This window comes from Aeromonas sanarellii, assembly GCF_000820085.1.
Lineage (GTDB): Bacteria > Pseudomonadota > Gammaproteobacteria > Enterobacterales > Aeromonadaceae > Aeromonas > Aeromonas sanarellii.
In genome coordinates this window covers 46,928-66,684 of sequence record NZ_CDBN01000036.1, presented here as the reverse complement: position 1 = coordinate 66,684, position 19,757 = coordinate 46,928, and the positions used below count along the sequence as shown (strand labels likewise).

At 64.5% G+C, this 19,757-nt stretch carries 19 protein-coding genes; 12 read left to right on the top strand and 7 right to left on the bottom strand.

Going from position 1 to position 19,757, the window contains the following annotated elements:
- The first annotated feature begins 127 nt into the window (after window positions 1–127).
- Window positions 128–787, top strand: coding sequence for a YccT family protein (locus BN1132_RS07395; RefSeq protein ID WP_042076431.1), 660 nt, complete (start codon window positions 128–130; stop codon window positions 785–787).
- A gap of 70 nt (window positions 788–857) precedes the next feature.
- Window positions 858–1,754: a histone deacetylase family protein gene (locus tag BN1132_RS07390; RefSeq protein ID WP_042076429.1), complete on the top strand. Its 897-nt coding sequence runs from the start codon at window positions 858–860 to the stop codon at window positions 1,752–1,754.
- A gap of 147 nt (window positions 1,755–1,901) precedes the next feature.
- Here BN1132_RS07390 and BN1132_RS07385 read toward each other — a convergent pair whose 3' ends face one another.
- Both BN1132_RS07385 and ylqF read right to left on the bottom strand, forming a co-directional pair.
- Window positions 1,902–3,056, bottom strand: coding sequence for an MFS transporter (locus BN1132_RS07385; protein WP_042076428.1), 1,155 nt, complete (start codon window positions 3,054–3,056; stop codon window positions 1,902–1,904).
- Window positions 3,057–3,370: 314 nt separating this feature from the next.
- Complete coding sequence (gene ylqF / locus BN1132_RS07380; RefSeq protein ID WP_042076427.1) at window positions 3,371–4,321, bottom strand: ribosome biogenesis GTPase YlqF; 951 nt, start codon at window positions 4,319–4,321, stop codon at window positions 3,371–3,373.
- 333 nt (window positions 4,322–4,654) lie between these two features.
- Between ylqF and BN1132_RS07375 the strand changes: the two genes are divergently transcribed.
- The 5 genes from BN1132_RS07375 (at window position 4,655) to rnk (ending at window position 9,613) form a co-directional block, all read left to right on the top strand.
- Window positions 4,655–6,046 (top strand): alkaline phosphatase, encoded by a 1,392-nt coding sequence (locus tag BN1132_RS07375; protein WP_042076424.1) that lies wholly within the window; start codon window positions 4,655–4,657, stop codon window positions 6,044–6,046.
- Window positions 6,047–6,058: 12 nt separating this feature from the next.
- On the top strand, window positions 6,059–7,453 hold the full coding sequence (locus BN1132_RS07370) for an alkaline phosphatase (RefSeq protein WP_042076422.1): 1,395 nt from the start codon (window positions 6,059–6,061) through the stop codon (window positions 7,451–7,453).
- Window positions 7,454–7,503: 50 nt separating this feature from the next.
- The gene (locus BN1132_RS07365; protein WP_042076452.1) at window positions 7,504–8,187 is read left to right on the top strand and encodes a hypothetical protein; all 684 of its coding nucleotides are present in this window, start codon (window positions 7,504–7,506) and stop codon (window positions 8,185–8,187) included.
- Between the two features lie 82 nt (window positions 8,188–8,269).
- Window positions 8,270–9,004, top strand: coding sequence for a substrate-binding periplasmic protein (locus tag BN1132_RS07360; RefSeq protein ID WP_042076419.1), 735 nt, complete (start codon window positions 8,270–8,272; stop codon window positions 9,002–9,004).
- A gap of 213 nt (window positions 9,005–9,217) precedes the next feature.
- Window positions 9,218–9,613, top strand: coding sequence for a nucleoside diphosphate kinase regulator (rnk, locus tag BN1132_RS07355; RefSeq protein WP_042076417.1), 396 nt, complete (start codon window positions 9,218–9,220; stop codon window positions 9,611–9,613).
- A 107-nt stretch (window positions 9,614–9,720) separates the two neighbouring features.
- Here rnk and BN1132_RS07350 read toward each other — a convergent pair whose 3' ends face one another.
- The gene (locus tag BN1132_RS07350; protein WP_042076414.1) at window positions 9,721–10,848 is read right to left on the bottom strand and encodes a GGDEF domain-containing protein; all 1,128 of its coding nucleotides are present in this window, start codon (window positions 10,846–10,848) and stop codon (window positions 9,721–9,723) included.
- A gap of 458 nt (window positions 10,849–11,306) precedes the next feature.
- On the opposite strand from BN1132_RS07350, the gene BN1132_RS07345 reads away from it, so the two are divergent.
- The 5 genes from BN1132_RS07345 (at window position 11,307) to BN1132_RS07330 (ending at window position 15,089) form a co-directional block, all read left to right on the top strand.
- Window positions 11,307–12,095 carry a transporter substrate-binding domain-containing protein gene (locus BN1132_RS07345; RefSeq protein WP_042076411.1) on the top strand — a complete coding sequence of 263 codons (789 nt, stop codon included), beginning with the start codon at window positions 11,307–11,309 and terminating at the stop codon, window positions 12,093–12,095.
- 97 nt (window positions 12,096–12,192) lie between these two features.
- Complete coding sequence (locus BN1132_RS07340; RefSeq protein WP_042076450.1) at window positions 12,193–13,137, top strand: amino acid ABC transporter permease; 945 nt, start codon at window positions 12,193–12,195, stop codon at window positions 13,135–13,137.
- A complete protein-coding gene (locus BN1132_RS20355; RefSeq protein WP_280136284.1) occupies window positions 13,121–13,243 on the top strand; it encodes a hypothetical protein in 123 nt (40 codons plus the stop codon). The genes BN1132_RS07340 and BN1132_RS20355 overlap by 17 nt, the downstream gene beginning before the upstream one ends.
- Window positions 13,227–13,970, top strand: a complete 744-nt coding sequence (locus tag BN1132_RS07335; protein ID WP_042076409.1) for an amino acid ABC transporter ATP-binding protein — start codon at window positions 13,227–13,229, stop codon at window positions 13,968–13,970. The genes BN1132_RS20355 and BN1132_RS07335 overlap by 17 nt, the downstream gene beginning before the upstream one ends.
- Before the next feature lie 279 nt (window positions 13,971–14,249).
- Window positions 14,250–15,089, top strand: coding sequence for a sterol desaturase family protein (locus BN1132_RS07330; protein ID WP_042076448.1), 840 nt, complete (start codon window positions 14,250–14,252; stop codon window positions 15,087–15,089).
- A gap of 70 nt (window positions 15,090–15,159) precedes the next feature.
- On the opposite strand, the gene BN1132_RS07325 is transcribed toward BN1132_RS07330, so the two are convergent.
- The 4 genes from BN1132_RS07325 to paeA all read right to left on the bottom strand — a co-directional run bounded on the left by BN1132_RS07325 (window position 15,160) and on the right by paeA (window position 19,626).
- A complete protein-coding gene (locus tag BN1132_RS07325) occupies window positions 15,160–16,560 on the bottom strand; it encodes a basic amino acid/polyamine antiporter (RefSeq protein ID WP_042076405.1) in 1,401 nt (466 codons plus the stop codon).
- A 9-nt stretch (window positions 16,561–16,569) separates the two neighbouring features.
- Window positions 16,570–17,472, bottom strand: a complete 903-nt coding sequence (locus BN1132_RS07320; RefSeq protein WP_042076402.1) for a homocysteine S-methyltransferase family protein — start codon at window positions 17,470–17,472, stop codon at window positions 16,570–16,572.
- Between the two features lie 272 nt (window positions 17,473–17,744).
- Window positions 17,745–18,287, bottom strand: a complete 543-nt coding sequence (locus tag BN1132_RS07315; protein WP_042076400.1) for a hypothetical protein — start codon at window positions 18,285–18,287, stop codon at window positions 17,745–17,747.
- Window positions 18,288–18,306: 19 nt separating this feature from the next.
- On the bottom strand, window positions 18,307–19,626 hold the full coding sequence (gene paeA, locus BN1132_RS07310; RefSeq protein WP_042076397.1) for a polyamine export protein PaeA: 1,320 nt from the start codon (window positions 19,624–19,626) through the stop codon (window positions 18,307–18,309).
- Window positions 19,627–19,757: the final 131 nt, after the last annotated feature.

Genomic DNA, 19,757 nt, shown 5'->3' with positions numbered 1-19,757 from the left:
TGGCGGCGGATTCCCTCCCCCTCACGGCGGACGGTGTCATAAACGGCTATTGCCGCTCCAGGGCAAACCTGTAAAAATGAGCCCCTATTTTTCAGTGGGCAATCGCCTGACTGTTCAAGGAGATGAAATGAAACTGACTGTTCTGGTGCCGGCCCTGGCTGGTCTGTTGTGGGCAGGTAGCGCCCTGGCTGATAGCCAACTGGAAATAACCAATCCCTATGTGGTGCAGCTCATCGATGGCGAGTCCATCAACCCCAAGCTGCTCGACAAGACCAGCAGCTTCCCCATCAGCGCCGGCAAGCACCAGGTGGTGGTGGCCTTCGAGGGCAACTACTCCAATCGCAGCGAGATCAAGCTGGTGACCGCCGAGCCCCTGGTGATCAACTTCACCGCCGGTGACAACCAGACCCTGGTGCTGGACTACAAGAAGCCCCGCAACGAAGACGAAGCCAAGGCCTTTATCAAGGAGCAAAAAGTCGTCCTCAAGGACAAGGTCAGCGGCCAGGCCGTCGAGACCGAGCAATTCGTCATGCCGAAAGTGGGCGGCTTCCAGCTGACCCGCGACTATCAGCAGGAGCTGATCAAGATGGGCAAGGCCTTCAACCAGCCCAAGACGGTCGCCGTCTCCAGTGCCGCCGTCATGGCTGCCGCCAGCGCACCGGTCGAAGTGGCCCCGAGCAAGGCCCAGAGCAATCCGGAAGCCCTGACCCAGCTGCAGAGCTGGTACAACAAGGCCGATGCGGAGACCCGCAAGGCCTTCCAGATCTGGGTGATCCAGCAGCAGTAATGGCGCCTCGCACGCCTGCATGAAGGGGAGCCTGTCTCCCCTTTTTCATATCCGTTCCAGCCGACGCTGCATGTCACTGCGCATCTTCTATCACCCCCACTACTCCGCCCTGGTGCTGCCCGAGCGCCACCGTTTTCCCCTGGCCAAATACCAGGCGCTGTTTGAACGACTCGGCGACCTCGGCTATCCGCTGACAGAGGCCCCGCCCGCGAGCCGCGATCAGATAATGCGGGTTCATGATGCCGACTACGTGGATGCCGCCCTCCAGGGGCGCCTCGACCAAGCCGCCATCCGTCGGCTCTGCTTTCCCTGGTCACCCCTGCTGATCGAGCGCACCCTGCGTTCGGTGGGCGCCACCCTGGCCGCCAGCCGCCACGCCCTCGAACAGGGTTGCGGCTTGCAGATCTCCGGCGGCTACCACCACGCCCATCGGGACTTTGGCAGCGGTTTCTGCCTGTTCAACGATCTGGTGATCGCGGCCCGGACCTGCCTGGACGAGGGACGCTGCGAGCGGGTGCTGATCGTCGATCTCGACGTCCATCAGGGGGATGGCAGTGCGGCGCTGTGCGCAGGCAGCCGCGATATCATCACCCTCTCATTGCACGGGGAGCACAACTTCCCACGCCACAAGCCAGCCTCCCACCTGGATTTCGCCCTGCCAAGCGGCATGGGGGACGACGCCTACCTCGAAACCCTGGCCCAGGCGCTGAGCCTGGCGCTGAGGCTCCACGCCCCCGACCTCATCCTCTATCAGGCCGGGGTGGATGTGCACCGGGACGACGAGCTCGGCTACCTCTCCCTGACCGACGCCGGCGTACGCCAGCGCGATGCCATGGTCTTTGACTATGCCGTTCGCCACGGGCTGCCCATCGCCGCCGTCCCGGGCGGCGGTTACCGGCGAGACTGGCAACAGCTGATCCCGCTGCACCTCTGCCTGTTCGAGGAGGCGCGGCGCCGCTTCGGTTGAGCGGCGCCCCCGACCCAGGACATGCAAGAGGCGACCCCGGGGTCGCCTCTTCCTTATATAAGGCACAACAGTGATGGCCGGCACGCGCTTCGTGGACAAGAGCGGCCAACAGATGGCACCGCTCTTTCGTCACGGGACAGGCCCGTCTCAGGCATGGGCCATCGGCGTCGGATGTTCGCCCATCTTGCGCAGCAGCAGCAGCATCAGCAGATAGACGAGGGAGACCCCGGCGATCACCATGAACAGCAGCTGATCCGAACAGTGCTGCATCAGGAGCGCGGTCAGGGTCGGGCCGAGCAGGCTGCCGATGGTGTAGCTCAGCAGCAGCGCCTGGTTCATGGCCACCAGCTGATGCTGCTCGACCTGCTCGCAGGCCCAGGCCATGGCCACCGGATAGAGGGTAAAACCCGCAGCCCCCAGGATGAACAGCGTCGGCCCCATGGCCGCACTGCCGAGCATTGCCACTGAGCCCAGGATGACCACCAGCACCTGTACCCGCAGCACCTGCATGCGCCCGAAGCGATCCGCCAGGCGACCGGCAGGCCACTGCCCCAGGATGCCGGCACTCACCAGCACCGCCATCCAGAAGCCGATGCCGGCATCGCTCACCCCCTGGTGGTTCAGGTAGAGCGGCATCAAGCCATAGAGCGATCCCAATACGATGCCGGAGATGATGCAGCCGCTCACCCCCAGACGCGCCTGACGCAGGCGCAGCATGGGCCAGACCTGGGTCGTTGCCTGATGCCCGCCGGGGGCGTTGACGATGCGGGTGAACAGCAGGGGCAAGATGGCCGCCAGCACCAGAGCGGTCACCCAGGGCAGCACCGCCATCAGCACCGTCGGCACCTTGCTGACCAGCAGTTGCCCGAGCACTGTGCCCACGTAATAGACCATCATATAAGCGGCCAGCAGGCGCCCCCGGTTGCGCGCGTTGCCGCTGCACATGAGCGCACTCTCCACCACCACCCAGATCATGGCGCAGCCGATCCCTGCGATGAATCGCCATGCCAGCCAGCTCCAGAATCCCAGGGTGAGCCCCAAGCCGACGCAGCCAGCGGCGAAGATCGCGGACGCCAGATAGTAGCTGCGGTTGAACCCGCAATGGGCGATCAGCGTCCCCGCCAGCAGGGTCCCCAGCAGGTTGCCGGTGAAATAGGCGGAGCCGACCATGCCCACCTGCCAGGTCGGCAGATGGGCATGGGCGAGCCAGAGCGGCACCAGGGTATTCAACACCGCGATGGCCAGGGTCAACAACAGCAGGCCGCAGAGCAGGAGCAGCACTGGCCGGGAGTAAGTGGTCATGGATAAAACCCTGAGGAGAGGCAAGAGGCGAGCGCATCATGCCACCGCCCGCCAGGTTGTCAATCCGTCTGAAACGGCGCGCTCAGGGGGTTGCTGGGCGTAGGGGGGCTGCACTGACAGCTCCCCTGAAACACCGCCCGGCATCAGGCTTGTCCCGTTCATCCACCGGAGGGCTGGTTCAGGGCAGGGAGGCGATTGAGCTGCCTCACTCCGCTGTCCGCCCCCCCTGACCGTGAGGGTGCTCCCGCACCCATAAGAGAAGCGGCGACCCCGGGGTCGCCGCTTCTGCACATCTGTACGCTGACAGCAGGGGGTTATCTCTGACGCTTCTTGGCGTACTTGCGGCGGGCGCGCGCCTGGCGCTCCTCTTCCCGCTCCGCCTTCTCCTTCGCCTTCTGTTCGGCCTCGGCCTCGGCCTCCTGAATTTCGACCCTCACCATCTCCGGGGTCTCCAGGGAGATCCGCCCCAACATGCCGGACCGGAATTCATTGACCAGGATTTCCGAGGCCTTGTGCAGATCCGCCAGCCCCCCCTTGCGCATGAAGCCGCGCTGGCGGGCGATGAGCTCGAGCAGCTCTATCTCGGTTTCCGGCAGCTCGCTCAGCTGGTAGCGCGCCTTGATCCGCTCGGGGTACGCCTTGATGAAGTAATCGGCGGCGAACATGGCGATGTCGGCATAGTCGAAGACGGTGTCCTTGATGGCGGCGGTGATCGCCAGCCGGTAGCCGCAGGAGGGCGGGTTGAGCTTGGGCCAGAGGAACCCCGGGGTATCGGTCAGGATGACGTGGTTGTCCAGCTTGATCCGCTGCTGGGACTTGGTCACCCCCGCCTCGTTGCCGGTCTTGGCGATGATGCGCCCGGCCAGGGTGTTGATCAGGGTGGACTTGCCCACGTTGGGAATGCCCATGATCATGGCGCGCACCCCGCGCAGCTCGAAGTTGCGCTCAGGGAGCATCTCGTGGCACAGGGTCAGCAGTTGCTTGATCTTCTCCGGCTCCTGCTGGGTCAGGGGCAATGCCTTGATCCCCTTCTCCTGCTCCATGTGCGCCACCCAGAGTGCGGTGATCTCGGGGTCGGCGAGATCGGCCTTGTTCAACACCTTGATCACAGGGGTATCCCCGCGCAGCTCCGGCACCAGGGGGTTCTCGCTGGAGAAGGGGATGCGGGCGTCGAGCATCTCGATGATGACATCGACCTGGGGCATGACCTCGGCAATCTCTTTGCGGGCCTTGTGCATGTGGCCGGGGAACCAGTTGATGGACATATCCGTTACTCTCTCATAGGGGGCGGTCCCCTCTCGGGCTGCAGGCGCGTGGTGAGGCGCCAGACCGCGGGCACTCATCGCAAGGGGGCGCATTTTACCTGCTGCGGCCCCGATTTGACAGGCCATTCTGGCCGGTTGGACGCACTCCCCCGAGGGAATGGGCAAGCGGGTCCGTCCCCGGGGCTCGTCCGCCACCGGGTGACGCCTCATCAATAAGTGATTGATACAACATAACATTTGGATGATAGCTTCATCGTATTGTCATCCCGCTTCACTAAAAGTGTCATCTGTGACCTCTAGGCTGCGCTCAGGTTTCACAAGGAGCGAACCCCAATGAGAAAGATGGCAGGACTTGCAGTGATGATAGGCGCCGCCCTGGCCGCCGGCTGCAACTCCAACAACGACAGCACCACCCCCGAGCCCAGCGCCAAGAACGTGATCTTCTTCCTCGGGGACGGCATGGGCCTCAACACCCTGACCGCCGCCCGGATCTACGGCGTCGGGGAAGAGGGCAGCCTCACCATCGACACCCTGCCGGAAACGGCCTTCATCAAGACCTTCTCCCACGATGCCCAGGTGACCGACTCGGCCCCCTCCATGGCGGCCTACATGACCGGGGTCAAGAGCAACAACGGCGTCATCAGCATGGACGGCGACGCCACCCAGGAGAGCGACTGCAGCCAGAGTGGCGGCAAGCCGGTCACCACCTTGCTGGAGCTGGCCAAGGCCGACGGCCGCGGTACCGGCGTGGTCACCAGTACCCGGGTGACCCACGCCACCCCGGCCGCCACCTATGCCCATATCTGCAACCGGGATCTGGAGGCGGACATCGCCGTCCAGCTGGTACCGGGCGGTTCTGGCTACAACTCGGCCCTGAAAGAGGGGCTGGACGTGGTGCTGGGGGGCGGCAGCGGCTTCTTCCTGCCCACCGCCGACAAGGGCAAGCGTACCGATGGCCGCAACCTCATCGCCGAGATGCAGGCCAAGGGCTACCAGTTCGCCAGCAATCTGGACGAGCTGAACCGGGCCGAGGCGGGCAAGCCGCTGCTGGGGCTGTTCGGCGCCAGCCACATGAAGTACGACCTGGACAGGCCGGCCAGCGAGCCGTCTCTGGCCCAGATGACCCTGGCCGCCATCAAGCAGCTCAAGGATAAAGAGAAGGGCTATTTCCTGATGGTGGAGGGGGGGCGCATCGATCACGCCCTGCACGACACTAACGCCAAGCGCGCCCTGCAGGACACCCTGGCCTTCGACGGCGCCATCCAGGCCGCCATCCTTGAGGTGAAGAAGACAGACCCCGAGCTCAAGAACACCCTGATCGTGGTCACCGCCGACCATGACCACACGCTCGTCCTGAATGGTTATGCCAAGCGCACCGGCAAGACCACGTCAGGCAATCCGGGCGTGCTCGGGCTGGTGAAGAACTACGAGACCGGCGAGCCGAGCAAGGACAGCGATGGCATGCCCTACACCATCATCGGCTTTGGCAACGGCTACAACCGGGTGGACGGTCCGCGCAGCAGCGTGGCGGCCCTCGACGACGCCACCGTCTCCGCCGACGACTATCACCAGGAGGTGGTGGTCAAGGTGGGCGAGCTCGGCAACGAGACCCACGGCGGCACGGACGTCTTCCTCGGCGCCATCGGCCAGGGGGCGGAGAGCTTCCACGGCTCCCTCGACAACACCGCCGTGTTCGGCAAGATCAAGGCTGCGGCCAAGCTGTAAGGGACTATCAGGATGAATAACACCATGAAAAAGACGCTGGTCTGCACCGCCCTGCTCGGCGCCCTTTGCGGCACTCAGGGCGGCCTCTCCCAGGCACAGGCCGCCGACGCCAAGAACGTCATCCTCTTTATCGGTGACGGCATGGGCCCCACGGTACTCACCGCCACCCGCCTCTACAAGGTGGGGGAAGCGGGGGATCTGGAGATGATGAAGCTGCCCCGAAGCGCGCGCATCAAGACCTTCTCCCACGATGCCCAGACCACCGACTCGGCCCCCTCCATGGCGGCCTACACCACGGGGGTCAAGATGAACAACGAGGTGATCGCCATGAGCAGCGACACCCAGGCCGTCGCCCCCGGCAAGGATGCCAACGGCAACAAGGGCGTCAACCACTGCACCAGCGACAACGGCACCCCGGTGCCCACCATACTCGAACTGGCCAAGGCGGCGGGCAAGTCGGTGGGAGCCGTCACCACCACGGAGCTGACCCATGCCACCCCGGCGGCCACCTACGCCCACATCTGTCACCGGGACGCCGCCTACGCCATCGCCGAGCAGGCGGTGCCGGGCGGCGCCGGTTTCAACCCGGCGCTGGGGGACGGGGTCGACGTGCTGATGGGGGGCGGCGCCAACCACTGGACACCGTACAACAGCGCCAGCAACAAGGGCGGCCGAGCCGACGGCCGGGATCTCACCGCCGAGCTGACGGCCCAGGGCTATCAGTACGTCACCACCAAAAGTGATCTGGCCAAGGTCGAGAGCGGCAAGGTGCTGGGCCTGTTCAGTGCCAAGTCCCACCTCGACTACGAGCTGGACCGCGTCGCCAAGGGGGCGGCCAGCACCCAGCCATCCCTCTCCGAGATGACCGCCAAGGCGATCGATCTGCTCAGCCAGAACGACCAGGGCTACTTCCTGATGGTGGAGGGGGGCCGTATCGACCACGCCCTGCACGCCACCAACGCCAAGCGATCGCTGACCGATGCGGTGGCGCTGGACGAGGCGGTCAAGACGGCCCTCGGCAAGGTGGACCTGAGCGATACCCTGATCGTGGTCACCGCCGACCACGACCACACCATGACCATCAACGGCTATTCCGCCAAGGGCAACCCTGTGCTGGACCTGGTCAAGAACGCCGATGGCTCCACCCAGAACGACGTCGACGGCAAGCCGTTCACTACCCTGGTGTTCGGCAACGGCCCAAACCGTCAGGACCTGCGCCCCAGCCTCACCAGCGATCAGGTGATGGCGGACGACTACCTGCAGGAGACCGGTGTCAAGCTCGGCTCCGAGACCCACGGCGGCGGCGATGTGATGCTGTTTGCGGACGGCGCCGGCAGCGACCGCTTCAAGGGAACGCTGGACAACACCCGTGTGTTCGGCAAGCTCAGGGAGGCGCTCGGCCTGTGACCGACGGGGCCCGGCACCGCGCCGGGCCCTGCCCGTTCGAGCGACAGACGATGATGAAAACGCTGTTTTCTTTATGGCTGCTGGGCAGCGCCCTCTCCTTCCCCCTCCTGGCCGACGAGGTACCCGATCTGGCCGCCCGCATCCGCTATCAGGACAGGGTCACCGGCAGCGATGGCATCACTCGGGAGAGCCAGTGGCAGGAGAAGTGGCTGCGGGTCGGCAACCAGGTGTGGAGCCAGCGGCTCATTCCCCTCCCCCTGGCGCGAGCCTATCACGCCACCCACGACGCCAACCCCGGTCACAAGCACTTCACCCACCAGATGGCGGCGCGCTGGGTCACCCTGGATGACGGGGGAGACCTGCAACTGCGCTACGCCGATGCCTGGCACAACCAGCTGGTGGAGGTACCGCCCGAGGAGTATGGCCAGGTGGCCTTCACCCCCCACTGGGACAAACTTCGCCACCTGGTGGACCCCGCCCTGCTGCAAGGCATGACCCCCCTCGACGAGGCGGCCCCCGAACAGGCCCGCTGGTACGAGAAACGCGAGGGCAGGCAGCGCACCCGCATCCTCTGGTCCGGCCGCTGGCAGATCCCTCTGGTGGTGGAATCGGCGAGCCTCGACGGCTATCGCAGCTACCGCATGGAGGTCACCCTGAAGCCCCTGCCCAAAGCCCTACCCTGGCAACGGCTGGAAGGGTACCAGACCCTGGATCTGCGGGATTTCTTCGACTGAACCCGCCCCGGTCACCATGGGCAGGCTGACATCGGGTAACGGGATGTTACACTCTGTGCATTCATCCCGGACCTGACTTTCCATGCGCCTCGTCATCCTGCTCCTGTTGCTCTGCTCCCCGTTCCTGTGGGTCCCCCGGGCCCACGCCGTGGTCGTCGTGGCCGCTGACATTCCCCCCTATGTCATTCGCTCCCATCAGGGGGCACCGAGCGGCATGGCCATCGAGGTGCTGGAGGAGGCGGCTCGCCGCCTCGGGGAGACGCTGGAGATCGAGCTGATGCCGCTGGCCCGCGCCCTCAGCCAGACCCGCCACCGGCCAGACGTCCTGCTGCTGCCGCCGGCCAGAAATCCCCAGCGCGAATCCCAGTTTCTCTGGATTGCCCCCCTCCTGGAGGAGGCATTCGTGCTGGTCAGCCACCGCAACCATCACCCGACCCCCCTCACCGTGGCGGATCTGCCCGGCCTCACCGTAGGCGTATTGCGGGGCTCCCATGGCCAGAGCCTGCTCCTGCCGCTGGCGGGCGTGGCACAGGAGCAGGTCGGCGAGGAGGTGGGCAACGCCAGCAAGCTGGCGCGCGGCCGCATCCAGGCCTGGGCCGTGGCCTGGAACACCGCCCGCTACAACCAGCAGCGGGCCGGCCTGCCGCTCCCGGATCTGGTGCGGGGCCAGACCCTGCAACAGAGTACCCTCTACCTGGCTGCCAGCCACCGCTTCTCCCGCAGCGAGGCGCTGCGCTGGCGCCAGGCCATCCAGGGGATGCGGGAGGATGGCAGCCTCGCCCGCATCCTGCACCAGTATGATTATCAGGCGCCCTGAATTGCCAAAGCCATTCAGAATGGTTATGGTATCCCCATGAAAGCAATCATGATTTCTTCAAGTACGCTCACACCCCGCTGAGCCCCCGCCCTCGCCCCGCTGCGCGAGTCGCTCGGGGGCATCGCGCTTGCGATCTATTCTCACCCTTCGAACCCATTGTCGACCAGCCTGCCCGTCATCCTGGTCTCGTCAGCCATTGATAAGGAATACCCCATGCAACAGCCTCATCTCGTCATCTCCAGCCTGGATCTGGATCGTATCGAACAGCTGCTCGGCAGCCACCCGCAGCACCTGGCCCTGCAGGAGGAGCTGGATCGCGCCGAGATCCGCGAACCCGCCGACATGCCGCCGGACGTGGTGACCATGAACAGCACGGTGCGCTTCAAGATGCAAAGCAGTGGCAACGACTTCTGCCTGACCCTGGTCTACCCGAAGGACGTGCAGGGGGACGAATCGAAGATCTCCGTGCTGGCGCCCGTCGGCAGTGCCCTGCTGGGGCTCAAGGTGGGTGACAGCATCGCCTGGCCCGGCCCGGCCGGTCGCACCATCCAGGTGGAGATCCTGGAGGTGGTCTATCAGCCGGAGCGCGCGGGCGAGCTGCACCGCTGACGGGCTGCCAGACGGCCATCCAGGTCTGATGCTACCAGGTGGCTGATCCGGCACTCCTTTGCCCGGTCGGAGCCGCGGGCCACCGAGCCGGGCTGAACCCCGTCGGCTCAGGCCGGCAGACAGACCCGGTTCTTGCCGCTGCGCTTGGCCCGGTAGAGGGCGCGATCGGCCTGGCTGAACAGGGTGTCGAAGTGCCATTCGCGGGCGCCGGGTACCAGCCCCAGGCTGGCGGTGACCTGGATCCCCGCCAGGGGCAGTGTGGCAATGGCCTGGCGGATCTGCTCGCAACGGGCCTGCTGAGCCAAGGCATCCCCCTCTGGCAGCAGCAGCACGAACTCCTCGCCGCCGAAGCGACTGGCCACCAGATCCCCCTGCGCCGCCAGATAGCGTCCCACCGCCGCCAGCACCCTGTCCCCCGCCTCGTGACCGTGGCGATCGTTGATCTGCTTGAAGTCGTCCAGATCCAGCACCACCAGGGCCCCCTGCTTCGGCGCCCTGGCGCAGTGCTCCATAAAGCCGCGCCGGTTCAGGAGGCCGGTCAGGGGATCCTGGCTCGCCTGCCGGCGCAGGGCCAGCGCCCGGTACTGGGTGCAGAGCAGCAACACCCCGAAGGTGGAGAGATAGTTGCCCATCAGCATGGAGAGGAAGGGCAGCACGTTGACCACGTGCTGATCCATCAGCACCCGCGCCTCGCCGCTGAGCAGGGAGCCCATGCGCACCAGGTTGAAGCCGTAGAGCAGGATGTTGACCACGGTGAACACCAGCACGGCCGGCAGGTAGGCGGGATAGCCGTGCCGCCAGATGAGAAAGACGATCACCGCCCCCAGCACCATGTAGCTCAGGCAGGCCAGCAGCACCTTGGGGGCCATGTGATCGTTGAACAGTACGCTCCAGCAGAGGATCGGCACATAGATGACCATGAAGAGCGCGAAGGCACGCCAGTTTGGCGGCTCGCCGAAGAAGCGCTGGATAGCGAGTGGCATCAGGGCGATGCAGAGGGTGATGAGCAGGTTGGCGAGCCAGATCCCCGCCATGTGGGGTGCGAACGCCTGCAGGAAGAACAGCGACTGGGCCGCCAGGGCGCAGAGGCTGGACCACCACCAGAGCCCGAGGCCCGGGATCTCCCTGTGGGTGGACCAGATGATGGAGAGGGTGATGAATCCCAGGCTGTAGCCCCCGAGGGCCATGAGCATCAGCGTGAAGACATCCAGATTGAGCAGAATTGAGGCGTCCATTGCCGAACCTTCCAATGGGGATGGCTGAGTATATGGGAAGCCCATGACAAGACACAGAGGGAGCCTTCTGGCATGGCAAAAATAATTCTCCGGCCTGCCCCGTCCCCGCGCTTAAGGCCAGAGTTGAGCGTCGTTCGACCCCAAACCCTCCTGCGACATGAACGCCGGAGATTTTTGCACTTGAACCCGCGCCATTAGATAGATATGTTGTTTTCGTGTGGTTTTATGAGTCGCCACGAGCGGGAAAAGTGCCCATAACTTATTGAGTCTTCTGGCACAATCAGATTTTGGTACATTTTTCACTCAACGGACCATTCATAGAATCTCATATGGGGCTTTTGCCCCGACCAAGACAATAATCCTGTCTTGCCTGCTGCCGGATGCAGCAGTCTCTTGTGCCACGGAGTCGCACGGGAGCAGGTTCAAGGCCGAACACACTTTCGACAGAGACGTCACTTATGATCAAAAAACTCATTCTCTCTACCTTGCTGCTGTGCGGGCTGGCCAATGCTGCCCCCAGCTCCACCCTGGATGCCGTGTTGGAGCGCGGTGTGCTGCGGGTCGGCTTCGACGCCGGCTACCAACCCTTCGAGATGACCAACAAGCAGGGCCAGTACATCGGCTTCGACGTGGACCTGGCCAAGATGGTCGCCAAGGAGATGGGCGTGAAGGTGGAGTTCGTCAACACCGCCTGGGACGGCATCATCCCGGCCCTCTTGACCGACAAGTTCGACGTCATCATGGGTGGCATGACGGTCACCCCCCAGCGCAACCTGCGCGTGAACTTCGCCGATCCCTACATCGTCGTCGGCCAGACCATAGTCCTGCGCAAGGACAAGGCGGGGGAGATCAAGTCCTTCCAGGATCTGAACGATCCCAAGTACAAGATCGCGGTCAAGCTCGGCACCACGGGCGAGCAGGCGGTCAAGCGCATGATCCCCAAGGCCACCCTGCTGCAGTTTGAAACCCAGGACGACGCCAAGCTGGAAGTGATCAACGGCAAGGTCGACGCCTTCGTCTACGACCTGCCCTACAACGCCATCTTCGCCTCCCAGAACCAGGGCGCCGTGGTGCACCTCGACAAGCCGTTCACCTTCGAGCCGCTGGCCTGGGCCATCCGCAAGGGGGATCAGGACACCCTCAACTGGCTGAACAACTACCTGCGCCAGATCAAGGGCGACGGCAGCTACGACCGTCTCTACAAGAAGTGGTTCGAGTCCACCGCCTGGCTGGACCAGCTCAAGTAACCTCCCAAAGGGGCGGCATGCCGCCCCTTCACGCAGACCCCCCACAATAACGACAAAAGAGGTTGTGACAGTGATCAACCCCAAAATCACAAGACAGATGGAAAAACAGCCCAATCAGCTGCTCTGGCACGGGGTCTTCCTGCTGCTGGTGCTGGCCGCCATTTTCGGCATCTACAAGGCCGTGCAGGCGGTGGACTACACCTGGCGCTGGGAGCGCATTCCCCAGTACATCGCCTATCAGGCGGAGCAGAAGCACTACGCCGAATTTGACGGCACCGTGGTGGCGGAGAAGGGGCAGCTCTTCCTGCAGGACGATCTCGACCCCAGCCGTCGTCAGGCCATCGCCGCCCAGGGCGCCCAGCTGGCCGAAGGGGACACCGTCTTCCTCGGCGACACCCTGGATGTGCAACTGAGCTGGACCGCCGGCCCCATCGCCTGGGGCGTCTGGGTCACGGTCAAGCTATCCCTGGTGGCCGGGGTCTTCGCCATCCTGCTCGGCACCCTGGCCGGGCTCGCCCGCCTCTCCCCCAATCCGGCCCTGCGCAACCTGGCAGTGACCTATGTGGAGCTTATCCGCGGCACCCCGTTGCTGGTGCAGATCTTCATCGTCTATTTCTTTATCGGCACTGTACTCAATCTGGATCGCTTCACCGCCGGGGTGGCGGCGCTGGCGGTCTTCACCGGCGCCTACGTGGCGGAAATCGTGCGCGCCGGCATCAGCTCCATCCACAAGGGGCAGATGGAGGCGGGCAGGAGCCTTGGCATGACCTCGGCCCAGACCATGCGCTACGTCATCCTGCCCCAGGCGTTCAAGCGCGTCCTGCCGCCGCTGGCGGGCCAGTTCATCAACCTTATCAAGGATTCGTCGCTGGTGTCGGTCATCTCCATCACGGACCTCACCAAGGCGGGGCGCGAGGTGGTGAGCTCCACCTTCAGCCCGTTCGAGGTATGGTTCACCGTGGCCCTGCTCTATCTGGTGCTCACCGGCACCCTCTCCTTCCTGGTGCGTCGTCTGGAGGTGAAATATGCGCGCAGCAACTGATCCCGTTATCAAGGCCCAACCGTTGTCGAGACGTTCTGCCATCACCGGCACCCCCTGCCCCTTCCCGGTGCGTCGTCTGGAGGTGAAATATGCGCGCAGCAACTGATCCAATTATCAAGGCAAGCTCAGTGGAGAAGTTCTACGGCACCGAGGTGCACGCCCTCAAGAACGTCAGCACCCAGGTGGCCGAGGGGGAAGTGGTGGTGATCGTGGGGCCGAGCGGCTCGGGCAAGTCCACCTTCCTGCGCACCCTCAACCAGCTGGAAACCATCAACGACGGTCACATCCTGGTCGACGGCATCAGCCTCACCGAGCCCGGCGACGTCAACAAGCTGCGGGAAGAGGTGGGCATGGTATTCCAGTCCTTCAACCTCTTCCCCCACCTGACGGTACTGGACAACATCACCCTGGCGCCCCAGAAGGTGCGGGGACTATCTCGCAAGGAGGCGGAAGACAGGGCCAAGGCGCTGCTGCTCAAGGTGGGGCTCTCCAACAAGGCGCAGAGCTACCCCTCCCAGCTCTCCGGCGGTCAGCAGCAGCGGGTGGCCATCGCCCGGGCGCTCGCCATGCAGCCGCGCATTATGCTGTTTGACGAGCCCACCAGTGCCCTCGACCCCGAGATGGTGGGGGAAGTGCTGGACGTCATGAAGGGGCTGGCCCGGGAAGGCATGACCATGGTGGTGGTGACCCACGAGATGGGCTTCGCCCGGGAGGTGGCGGATCGGGTGCTCTTCATGGAGAGCGGCGAGCTGCTGGTGGACGAGAAGCCGGCGGATTTCTTTGACAATCCGCCCTCTCCCCGCCTGCGCCAGTTCCTGAGCCAGGTGCTATAAGCCGGGTGTTATGACAACCGCTGTGGCTTCGACCATCCATCGCGTCCCCCGCCTGCGCCGGTTCCTGAGCCAGGTGTTATAACCCGCGATGCACAAACACGAAGAGGGAGCCCATGGCTCCCTCTTCTATGCTGACCTTCCTCATCCACCCCCAGATCATCTCCTTGCCGCAGTCTTTCGCCATCGGGTTGTTCACCACCCGGATGGAGCAAGGATGTTAATGAAATTTTAAATCCATCCGGTATGCTGACATCCAACTGGTCCAACCGGATGGCTCATATGGATGTGCAACTGCTCCTGCTCTACCTCTCCCCCCTCTTTCTGGCCTTTATCGGCTGGGAGATGCTCTACCTGCGAAGACACGGCGCCGCCTATCCCACCGCCGGCTACCAGTGGAAGGATCTCTTCGCCAACGCCACCCTGGCGCTGATGCATCAGGGGGGCGATGCCCTGGCGGCCGTCGCCATCGCCTACCTCTACGACACCCTCTGGGGCTGGCGGCTATTCGATATCGATCTCAACCTCTGGAGCCTCTTGCTGCTGTTCCTGCTGCAGGATCTCTGCTACTGGCTGTTCCACTTCGCGAGCCACCACGTGCGCTGGCTCTGGGCCTCCCACGTGGTGCACCACAGCTCGGAGCGGCTCAACCTCTCCACTGCCTTTCGTCAGAGCCTGATGTATCCGGTCTCCGGCATGTGGCTGTTCTGGATCCCCATGATCCTCATCGGCTTCCCGCCCGAGGCGGTGGTGGCCACCGTGCTCGTGAGCTTGGGCTTCCAGTTCTTCGTCCATACCCAGGTGGTGGGCAAGCTCGGCAAATTGGAGTGGATCCTCAATACCCCTTCCCACCACAGGGTGCACCACGCCAGCAACCCCAAATATATCGATCGCAACTTCGCCGGGGTGCTCATCATCTGGGACAGGCTGTTCGGCACCTTCGTCGAGGAAGACCCGGCCGAGCCGTGCCGCTTCGGCATCACCAAGCCCGTCCACAGCTTCAACCCCCTCACCCTCACCTTCCACGAGTGGCGCGACATGCTGCAAGAGGCCCGCAGCCTCCCCTGGCGGCAGAAGCTCGCGGTGCTGTTTGGCAAGCCGGCCGGTCCCGCCAGCCGCTGAGCACGCCCGGCAGACAACCCGCGGACAAAAAAAGAGCGCCTCTGGGCGCTCTCTTCATTGGCTTACTCACTCAGACGTGGGCAAAGGACCAGACGGCGGGAATGAGGCTCAGCAGCGTCACCCCGGCCAGCAGCCGCTCGCGCCCGCTGAGCCGCAGCTCGGCCCCGAGCTGGCGGCGGCTGTAGAGAAACAGCAGCAGACCCGGCCCGTAGAGCAGCAAGGAGAGCAGCAGGTACTCCACCCCGGCGGCGTAGAGCAGCCAGAGGCCGTAACCGCTCGACACCAGCGCCACCGCCCGCATCAGACCATTGCCCTCGCCACGCAAGGAGAGCTTGAGCAGGAACAGACCGATCAGCAGGTAGGGCACCAGGATCATGGAGGTGGAGATAAGCAACAGGTTGGTGTAGCCCTTGCCGAGCAGCCACACCAGCAGCAGACAGCCCTGCACCGTCAGGCTGGTGAGCCAGAGCGAGGCGATGGGGGTGCCGTTGCGGTTCTGGCGCCGGAAGATGGCCGGGAAGGCCCCGTGGCGCGCCGCGCTGAACGGCACCTCGGCCGAGAACAGGGTCCAGCTCACGTAGGAGGCGAGCACCGATACGATGAGGCCGGCGCTGATGAGCAGCTTGCCCCAGGAGCCGGTCATCTGGGCCATCAGCCCCGCCATGGAGGGGTTGGGCAGGGCCGCGAGCTCCGGGCGGCTCAGGATCCCGAGCGCCAGCACCGATATGAGCACATAGAGCAGCAGCGCCAGCACCACGCCAAGCACGGTGGCCGTGCCCACGTCCCGCTTGTTTCTCGCCCGGGCCGACAGCACCGCCGCCCCCTCGATGCCGGTGAAGACCCAGAGGGTGATGAGCATGGTGTTGCGCACCTGCTCGGAGACCGGCACCGCCAGGGTGCTGCCCTGCTGATCCGCCGCAAAGGTGACCGGATCGAACCAGTAGCAGGCGAACAGGATGAACAGCAGCAGCGGCAGGCTCTTGGCCAGGGTCGCCACCAGATTGAACAGGGCCGCCTGCTGCACGCCGCGCGCCACCAGCAGGTGCACCGCCCAGAGGATGCAGGACTCGCCAATGAAGGCGCCCAGGGTGTTGCCCTCGCCGAACCAGACACTATCAGGGGTATCGACGAAACTGCCCAGCGCCGCGAAGGCGATCACCAGATAGCCCACCACGCCTATGGTGGCACAGAGCCAATAGCCCCAGGCGGAGAAGAAGCCCACCAGATCGCCGAAGCCGGCCCGGGCATAGCTGTAGATGCCGCCGTCGAGCTCGGGTCTGAGTCGCGACAGATAGAGGAAACTCGCGGCCAGCGCCAGTATGCCGACCCCGGTGACGGCCCAGCCGATCAGCACGGCGCGGGCCCCCGCCACCTCGGCCATGTTCTGGGGCAGGCTGAAGATGCCGGCCCCCACCATGGAGCTGAACACCAGGGCGGTGAGGGACCAGAGGCCGATCTTGCTCTCTTTCATCGGTTCTCCTTAACGCAGCCGGCTGGCCAGCGCCTCAATGTGTTCCGGGCCTATGCCGCAGCAGCCGCCGATGAGGTTTGCCCCGGCCGCGCGCCAGCGCTCGGCCCAGCCGAGGTAATCCAGCGGCCCCAGATCGCCGCGGATCTCGTCCAGACCGTCGTTGGCGGTGGCCTCCTTGGGCTGGGGCGGGAAGGCGTTGGCATAGGCACCGAGGCGAACTTCGGTGCGACCCAGGGCCTGCAACGCGGCGCCGGCCACCCTGAGCGCCCCTTCGATCACCTCGGGCTGGCAGCAGTTGAACAGGATGGCATCCACCCCGGCCGACGCCAACGCGGCCACGGCATCGGCCACCCGCTCGCCGGAGCGCAGGGTCGGTTCGCTGCCCGGCGCCTCGTCCTCCAGGGTGAAGGAGACCCAGAACGGCTTGCCATCATCGGGCAGCAGGGCCTTGAGGGCCAACGGCTCGGCGATGAGGCTCATGGTCTCCGCCAGCCAGAGATCCACGTGGGGGGAAAGCGCCCGGATCAGCGGGGCTGCCAGCTCGCTCACCCGCTCGGCTTGATACAGATCGGCGCGATAGGAGCCAAACAGCGGCGGCAAGGAGCCGGCCACCTGCACAGAGCCCGGCTGCTCGTCGGCCACCTCTCGGGCCAGTTGCCCGGCCAGGGCCGCCAGCCCCTCCCCTTGGGCGGCAAAGCGCGCCTCGCCAATATGGAACGGCACCAGGGCATAGCTGTTGGTGGTGATGACCCGGGCGCCGCTCGCCACATAGGCCTGATGCACCTCGCGCACCGTCTCGGGTGCCTCCATCAGGGCCAGCGCCGACCACTCCGGCTGGCGAAACGGCGCACCCCGCCGTGCCAGCTCGCGCCCCATGCCACCATCCAGTACCCACAAATCCTTTGTATTCATCTCTGTCTCTCTGCGTGTCCCCGTCGTGACGGGTGTTTATTGTGTGGAATCACATCAAGCCATCAAAACATCTAGACGGCCAGAATGCTTTTTGCATCATGACCCAAAGTAGAGGAAGAGGCAATCGGGCGCTACGAACAAATTCGGGCAAGCTCAGGGGGATAGCGGCAAAGGAAGGGGGCGTCCTGACCGCTGAGGCCTCAGCCCCAGGGTGAGAAACGGCAAGAGGCCACCCGAAGGTGGCCTCTTGTGGCGACAGATGAACTGGCGGCTCAGCGCCCGGCCAGCACCCGCTTGGTCTGCTTGACCCAGTCGGAGACCCGGCCCTGCTGGGGGTATCCCTGCCAGATCTGCTCCCACTGGGCGGGGCTGAGCGGACGACCCAGGCGACGCTGTACCCCGGCGTAGAGGTAGTCGTGGGCCGTGGTGCGCGCCTGAGCCGAGGTGAGGAACTTGGAGATGGGATCGGTCAGGCGCACGTCCCGCATGCCGAGCAGGGGATAGTCGCTGTGCACCGCCGCCAGCATGGTCTCGCGCATGGCTGACTCGATGTAGCCGCGGGCAAACAGGGCGGTCACCGACTCGAGCGACCCCTGATCCGGGCCGTGATACTCCTCGTCGAACACAGGGCTGGGCTCCGCCACGGCGCTCTGCACCACCGCATCGGGATCCGGCTGCGGGACCACCACGGCAGGCTGGGGAGCGACGGGTTTGGCAGGCGTCACTGGCTTGCGCGGTGCGCTCTGGCTGCAGGCGCCGAGCACGAGGGCGAGCGCCACACAGGCCAGCGCTCTGGAATGAGACGACATCTTCATGGTTCCTTGTTAACTCCTATCACGCTTCCTGAACGGGCTTGTCGGCCGGGACGGGCTCGACCCGGGTGACCAGCAGCTGGTCAATCTTGTAGCTGTCGATGTCGACGACTTCGAACTTGTAACCGGCGTATTTGACCGAGTCGGTCCGCTTGGGGATCTTGCGCAGCATGTACATGATGAAGCCGGCGATGGTCTCGTAGTTCTGGTTTTCCGGGAACTCCTCGATGTCGAAGGCGCGCATCACGTCGGAGATGGGGGTGACCCCGTCCACCAGCCAGGAGTTCTCGTCCCGCTGCACTATCTGCTCCTCCACCACGTGGGTGGCCCACTCCCCCATGACGGTGCTCATCAGGTCGTTCATGGTGACTATGCCCACCACCAGGGCGTACTCGTTCATCACCACGGCGAAGTCGCCGCGATGGTTCTTGAAGTACTCCATCGCCTCGTAGAGGTTCAGGGTGTCGGGGATGATGATGACGTTCTGCACCAGGGAGCCGCTGTTGAGATCGATGCTCTGGCCGCCGATGACGCGGATCAGCAGCTCCTTGGCGTCGACGAAGCCCTTGATGCTGTCGAGGTTGTGGTCGCACACCAGGAACTTGTTGTGGGGGTGCTCGGCGATCTTCGCCTTGATGCTCTCCTCCCCCTCCTGCAGGGTGAAGTAGATGAGGCTCTCCCGCGCCGTCATGGCGGAGGTGACGCCGAGGGACTGCAGCTCGAACACGTTCTCGATGAGCTGGTGCTCCTCGCGCTGGATGACGCCGGCCTCGGCCCCCGCATCCATCACCGCATAGATGTCGTCCGAGGTGATCTCGTCGTTGCGCACCATGGAGATGCGCAGCAGGCGAAACAGGCCGTTGGCCATGCCGTTGAACAGCCACACCAGCGGCATCAGCAGGGTGACGCACAGCAGCATGGGGCGCACCACCACCACGGCGATCCGCTCGGGCATGGTCATGGCGAGGCGCTTGGGCATGAGATCCGCGATCAGGATGAACATGCCGGTGACGAACACGAAGGAGGCCGCCGAGCTGATCTCGCCGAGCCAGGGCCCCTGATAGAACTCGGAGATGAACGCCTTGATGGCCGGATTCAGGGCGGACTCGCCCAGGATGCCGCCCAGGATGGCGACGGTATTGAGGCCTATCTGCACCACGGTGAAGAAGTTGCCAGGCTGGGCCTGCAGCGCCAGTACCTTCTCGGCATGGCGGTTGCCCTCGTCGGCCATCACCTGCAACTTGATTTTGCGGGAGGCGGCGAGGGAGATCTCGGAGAGCGAGAAGAACACGCTGCCGGCGACCAGCAGCATCAGAAAGAACAAACTATCGGCAAAACTCATGATTGACCTATTGCGACAGCCGCCTTGACACAAGACGGCAAACTGGGCCCGGGAAACCGGACCGTGACTCCATCCGGGACTCACACAGGGGCCACATTCTAGCAGAAAAGCCCCCGTTGGGGGGCGTTATC